4 protein-coding genes and 1 other RNA gene are annotated in these 4723 nt (G+C 35.7%); 2 read left to right on the forward strand and 3 right to left on the reverse strand.

Annotated features, from left to right (window positions below; all coding sequences use genetic code 11):
• Positions 1–40: 40 nt before the first annotated feature.
• Positions 41–1081 (reverse strand): DNA polymerase III subunit gamma/tau, encoded by a 1041-nt coding sequence (gene dnaX / locus ACK5ON_RS07825; protein WP_409821436.1) that lies wholly within the window; start codon positions 1079–1081, stop codon positions 41–43.
• Between the two features lie 141 nt (positions 1082–1222).
• Between dnaX and rnpB the strand changes: the two genes are divergently transcribed.
• Positions 1223–1594: RNase P RNA component class A (gene rnpB, locus ACK5ON_RS07830), an RNA gene on the forward strand.
• A gap of 153 nt (positions 1595–1747) precedes the next feature.
• On the opposite strand, the gene rsmD is transcribed toward rnpB, so the two are convergent.
• A complete protein-coding gene (gene rsmD / locus ACK5ON_RS07835; protein WP_409821438.1) occupies positions 1748–2326 on the reverse strand; it encodes a 16S rRNA (guanine(966)-N(2))-methyltransferase RsmD in 579 nt (192 codons plus the stop codon).
• The gene (locus tag ACK5ON_RS07840; RefSeq protein WP_409821440.1) at positions 2323–3135 is read right to left on the reverse strand and encodes a DUF3822 family protein; all 813 of its coding nucleotides are present in this window, start codon (positions 3133–3135) and stop codon (positions 2323–2325) included. Before ACK5ON_RS07840 ends, rsmD begins: the two co-directional genes overlap by 4 nt.
• A gap of 266 nt (positions 3136–3401) precedes the next feature.
• On the opposite strand from ACK5ON_RS07840, the gene ACK5ON_RS07845 reads away from it, so the two are divergent.
• The coding region (locus tag ACK5ON_RS07845; protein ID WP_409821442.1) for an ATP-dependent RecD-like DNA helicase at positions 3402–4723 on the forward strand (1322 nt) is incomplete at its 3' end.

The following is a 4723-nucleotide window of genomic DNA, read 5'->3' on the forward strand; positions in this document are numbered from 1 at the left end:
TAAAGTCATACTTTTTTTTTTCTACATAAAAGTTGATAGATTATATTTGCATAATTGTGATTTCTACCAACAAGCGTTGGTTTTTCGAGTCTTTGTATTTTAAATCGCTATCATTGGCTAAGTCTATGCCTTTCAAAAGAAAATCTTGCGATACTTTTTGTGCTTGTTGTCCGTAGAGCTGTTGTGCCGCTTCACCCATTTCTAATAACGTAAGTGTGATAGGATTTTTAGCAACCAATAAATCCCTGAAATGCGTAGCTAATCCTGATATAAAATGGTGACCATCAAAACCTTTTGCCAAAATATCGTTATAGCCCATCAAAACTTCCGGAATTTTATTTTCCAAAATTAAATCGGTCATATTGATATACGTCTCATAATCCAAAACATTCAAGTTCTCAGTTACCGCTTGACGGGTTAGATTGTTCCCACAAAAAGAAACTACTCGGTCAAAGATGGACAAAGCATCACGCATAGCACCATCGGCTTTTTGTGCAATGATGTGCAACGCATCTTCTTCAAATTGCACACCTTGACTGGTGGCTACTTCTGCCAAATGTTCTCGAGCATCTTTCACGGTGATGCGTTTGAAATCAAAAATTTGACAACGCGATAATATAGTAGGAATGATTTTGTGCTTTTCGGTCGTGGCCAAAATGAAAATAGCATGTTTTGGTGGCTCTTCCAGCGTTTTCAAAAACGCATTGAAAGCAGCCGAAGACAACATATGAACCTCGTCAATAATATATACTTTGTATTGTCCGGTTTGTGGCGGTATTCTAACTTGGTCAATCAGATTTCGAATATCATCAACAGAGTTATTTGAAGCAGCATCCAATTCAAATACATTGAAAGCAAAATCTTCATTGGGATCATCATAACCGGGCTGGTTAATCTTTCGTGCCAAAATTCGGGCGCAGGTAGTTTTCCCAACACCTCTTGGTCCGGTAAATAATAGGGCAGAAGCCAAGTGATTGTTTTCTATGGCATTGAGCAGCGTATTAGTTATAGCTTGTTGACCCACTACGTCTTTAAACGTTTGAGGGCGATACTTTCGGGCAGATACTACAAATTGTTCCATAGAAAATTATTGGATTACAAATATAGAATTTTCAATGACAAATTCAATATCAAAAATCAATAACAATAAGAGAAATTCATATATTAAATTTTGACTTTACAATTGTTCTTTGTCATTGCTATTGCAATTGATTACCTTTGCCACGCAGACCGCCTTATCGCTTTATGCTGAACACGTTTCAGCATCTTTTGATTTCAAGTTAAAAGATTCCGAATCAAGTTCGGAATAAAGAGGAAAGTCCGGACACCACAGAGTAGCATAGCGGGTAACACCCGTCTCTCGTCTTTCGGGACGAGAAGGACCAGTGCAACAGAAAGCAAGTACAGTTCGGCTGTAGTGAAACCAGGTAAACTCTATGCGGTGAAATTCCAAGTATATCGGCATTCAAGGATTACTCGTCCGTTGTCGAAGGGTAGGAAGCTCGATCTCGTTGGTAACAACGAGACTAGATAAATGATAAGGTCTCGTCCCAAAAGACGAGAACAGAATCCGGCTTATAGGTCTGCTTTTTTTTTATATACTACCTCAGTTCGCTGCGCTCGGTTAGGAGCACACGATTTGTCTTTCTTTCATTCATGCTCCCGCCATCCGCGCTACATGCCTGCCTGCCGGCAGTCAGGGTAGCTTGCTTCTGTCGGGGCTAAAGAGACGTTTTTTAAACTATCATTATTCCTCTTCATTCTCAACTTCCGTCTGTTCGAGCGCAGTCGAGAACTCAAAAAAAGTAAAAACTGAACCACCATAATTCTTTTGAAAAGAAAAATTTGCCATGTGGTTGATTTTGGTATATTTGGAATGTTCTACTACCAGCATTCCTTCTTCGTCCAACAATTCATTTTCAAAAATGAGTTCGATTATTTTTTCAAATTCGTTTTGGGCTAAATTATAAGGCGGATCAGCGAAGATGATGTCATAATTTCCATGATGTTTTTCAAGAAATTTAAAAACATCGCTTTTTATCGCCGTAATATCAAACTCAAATTCTTTGGCAGTTTTCTTGATGAAATTCACGCATCCCATGTCGGCATCAATACACACTATTGTAGAACAACCACGTGATGCAAATTCATAGCTAATACTTCCTGTGCCAGCAAAAAGCTCCAAAATTTTCAATTCCGAAAAATTAAAATGATTGTTCAACACATTGAAAACCGCTTCTTTACTCATATCGGTTGTGGGACGAACAGGAAGATTTTTGGGAGGTGCTATTCTTCTGCCTTTGTATTTCCCCGAGATAATTCTCATGAGTGTAGCAATATAAAATGTTCCCGATTTTCGGTTTCCGAGAATTGGTTTTGCATAGTGTTCACATCTAACATAGCAACATTGCGCACATACTTATAAACCATGCTATAAAGCGAATCGGCTTCGGTAATTTTGCCTAATAATTCCAATTTGAAATTTTCAGGATTCAACTGCAACTGTTCCGCAGTGAATAAGATGTAGTATATAAAATCCTCGGCAGTTTTATAATCAAAGGAATTGTAAAGTTGTAGTTTTTGGTTTTGTATCACTACTATTTCAAAATGGGTATCACTTACGTGTACAAACATTTTTCTTTCCTCATTGTTTTTGGAAACTTCTAATAATTTCTGCACCAAAATACTATTGGCATGTTTGTAATCAAAAGTGCCATATTCATCAATAAAATAGTTGTTCATATTCACATAAGGAATATAAACATTGTTCATTTCGTAGTTGGGTAATTCGTCAAAGGCAAAAAAATCGGTTTCAAAAACTTTGGTATTGAATTGCAAATAGCTACCCAAATAGTCTTCATCAAACAAAGCTGTTGGCACAAAAGTGGATAGATTGTTACTGTGAATAATGATAATTTCATCATAACCGGCTTTGAGTTCGGGATGGTTTTGAAACGCATTAGTAAATAAATCATCAATTTTTGAGGTAATGGATACATTTCCAATTTCGATTTTTTGCAAAGTCAATGGTTTGTTCAACAAAGTATCGAATGTAGCAAAAGACAAACCATTCAACGAAACCTGAATGGCTAGTTTTTTGTATGTTTTATCGATTACGCTGGTGTTTTGAAACATGGTTTAATCCGTTTAATGGGAATAGGGCAAACTTACAAAAACAATTGCAATATCAATTTCAAAAATCAATATCAATATTATTTGCAATTGCAATGTCAAAAATCAATATCAATAAAAATCAAAAAAATTATTAATATTTGTTATAGTATTTACAGTTTTTTTAAATTGACTCTTGATTTTAACTTTTGAACTTGATTTTTGAAATTGACATTGACATTGCTATTGTTTAGTCTATCTTTGATTTCCAATTATTAAGAATATCTTCAATGACTTCCAACCAGTTTTACAGCGTTTTACGCAACCAGTTTCCGTTTCAACCAACTGTAAAACAGGATATCTTTTTTCAAATGATTGCTGTTTTTTTGACCAATACTAACAAGGACGAAATCTTTGTTCTTAAAGGATATGCAGGTACTGGAAAAACTACCGTCATCTCAACTATTGTAAATAATTTGGTTTCCATCAATAAGAAATATGTGTTGTTGGCACCCACAGGAAGAGCGGCAAAAGTGATTGCCAATTATTCCAACAAACCGGCATTTACCATTCACAAAAAAATATATTTCCCCAAGAAAGGAAAAAGTGGCGGCGTGTCTTTCACGATGCAAACCAACAAACACAAAAACACTATTTTCATCGTGGATGAATCCTCCATGATTTCGGATGTGAATACCGAATCGAAATTGTATGAAAATGATTCGTTGTTGGACGATTTGATGTCTTATGTTTATAATGGCGACAATTGCAAACTGATACTTTTGGGCGATACTGCTCAATTGCCACCAGTACAATTGGATATTAGTCTCGCTTTGAATACAGATGCTTTATCGATGCATTACAACAAAGAAGTTTTCTCGATTGAACTCGACGAAGTGATGCGTCAGGAAGAAAAATCGGGGATATTGTATAATGCTACAGAATTGCGGGAGATTCTGAAAAGTTCTTTTATCGAAACGTTTCAATTTAACTTAAAAGGTTTCAAAGATATTGTTCGGTTAACCGATGGTTTTGATATTCAAGATGCTATTGAAAGTGCCTATAACAATTATAGTATTGAGGATACTTGTTTCATAGTTCGTTCCAATAAAAGAGCCAATCAATACAACCAACAAATTCGCAGTAAAATTTTAGACAAAGAAAGCGAACTCTCCGTTGGCGATTATTTGATGGTGGTGAAGAACAATTATTTTTGGCTCAAAGAAACTGACGAAGCTGGTTTTATAGCCAATGGTGATATATTGGAAGTACTCGAAATTTTTAATTTCAAAGAATTATACAGCTTTAAATTTGCCAAAGTTAAAATCAGAATGGTAGATTATCCCAATCAAAAACCATTTGAAACCATTTTACTATTGGACACAATCACCAGCGAATCGCCTTCACTAACTTTTGAAGAAAGCAATCGATTGTATCAAGAAGTGATGAAAGACTACGAAGGTGAAGCGCAATACAAAAAATTCCAAAAAGTAAAAAGCAACGAATACTTCAATGCCCTGCAAGTAAAATTTTCCTATGCCATTACGTGTCATAAAAGTCAAGGCGGACAATGGAATACCGTTTTTATCGAGCAACCTTATTTACCCGATGG

It is taken from the genome of Flavobacterium sp. (genome assembly GCF_046317795.1).
In the GTDB taxonomy this organism is placed as follows: Bacteria; Bacteroidota; Bacteroidia; order Flavobacteriales; family Flavobacteriaceae; genus Flavobacterium.